1 protein-coding gene is annotated in these 1,384 nt (G+C 67.7%); it reads left to right on the top strand.

Annotated elements, in window-relative coordinates; translation table 11 throughout:
- Positions 1–302: 302 nt before the first annotated feature.
- Positions 303–1,376 carry an IS110 family transposase gene (locus AZE13_RS33420; RefSeq protein ID WP_066940572.1) on the top strand — a complete coding sequence of 358 codons (1,074 nt, stop codon included), beginning with the start codon at positions 303–305 and terminating at the stop codon, positions 1,374–1,376.
- Positions 1,377–1,384: the final 8 nt, after the last annotated feature.

Genomic DNA, 1,384 nt, shown 5'->3' with positions numbered 1-1,384 from the left:
GTGTCAACGGCTGTGAGACTCGGGGTGGCCGGTCTGGGATCGGCTGCCAGGGTGGTGTCGGCCGTCCCGCCGCGTGGTGACTCTTGTCAACGGTGGCCCCCAGAAGGTGCCCTCAAGTGGACTTGTCCGACGTAGTGGGAGCCGGCGCCGCCCTGGCCCACCTCGGTGTCCTGATCAGGAGATTGCCCACCGTTCACGGTGTGGCCCGTCACAGTCCTGGCCCGGAGTGACTCTTGCCCAGACCGACGTCGGCCGTCAGTGGCCGAACTGTTGGTCCCTGGACTGAAAGGCACCCGACCACCGTGACGATCGTCGCGCACAGCCACCCGTACGTCATCGGCGTAGACACCCACGCCCGCAACCATGTCTTGGCCGTCCTGGCCGCGCCGACCGGAGAACTGCTCGATACGGCTGAGTTCCCTACGAGTAAATCCGGCATGACCCGGGCGGTTGCCTGGGCCGCTCGCCGCACCGGCGGCGACCTCGCCGCACTGTGGGTCATGGAATGCATCGCGACCTTCGGCGCCCAGTTCGCCCGCACCGTCGCCGAGGCCGGCTACCAGGTCATCGAAGCGCCTCGGACGGGGGTTCATCGCGGCAAGGGCAAGTCAGACCCGATCGACGCACGGCGCATGGCCGAGGCCGCGCTCCCACTCGAGGAGCACGAGCTGCGCCACCCCCGCGCTGACGAGGGAGAACGCGCCGCGTTGCGCGTGCTGGTGACCGCCAGAGACCAGATGACCGATGAGCGCACCGCTAACGTCAACGCACTGAACGCGCTGGTTCGGGTCGTGGACCTCGGAATCGATGGGCGTCGGGCACTGACCGGTCGACAAATTCTCGAGGTCTCCCGCTGGCGCACCCGTGAAGAGCCTGTCGCGATCATGACCGCGCGGGGGGAAGCCGTGCGCCTGGCCAAGCGCATCGTCGCGCTCGACGAGGAACTGAGCGCCAACGCGAAGTCGATGACAGCGCTGGTGCGCGCAACGCCAGCCGCAGGGCTGCTGGACAAGCCCGGGATCGGGCCCGTCACCGCAGCTGTCGTGATGACCGCCTGGTCCCACCGTGGGCGGGTGCGCTCCGAAGCCGCGTTCGCCTGTCTGGCCGGCGTCAACCCGATCCCTGCATCCTCGGGGAACACTGTCCGTCACCGCCTCAACCGCGGCGGAGACCGACGCCTGAACCGGGCACTGCACATGGCCACGGTCAGCCGCATGATCCACGATCCCGACACCCGCGCATACGTCGAACGCCGGCGCGCTGAAGGCCGCACCAACAAGGAGATTCGCCGAAGCCTCAAACGCTATCTCGCACGCCAGATCTACCGTCACCTCAACAACGCCGATAGCCCACACGTCTCGACTTGCGCGTCATAGGAGAGTCC

The sequence above is a fragment of the Streptomyces sp. NBRC 110611 genome (assembly GCF_001590865.1).
In the GTDB taxonomy this organism is placed as follows: domain Bacteria; phylum Actinomycetota; class Actinomycetes; order Streptomycetales; family Streptomycetaceae; genus Streptomyces.
Note: the sequence above shows the minus strand (reverse complement) of the source record. Positions and strands in the feature narration are given on the sequence as shown.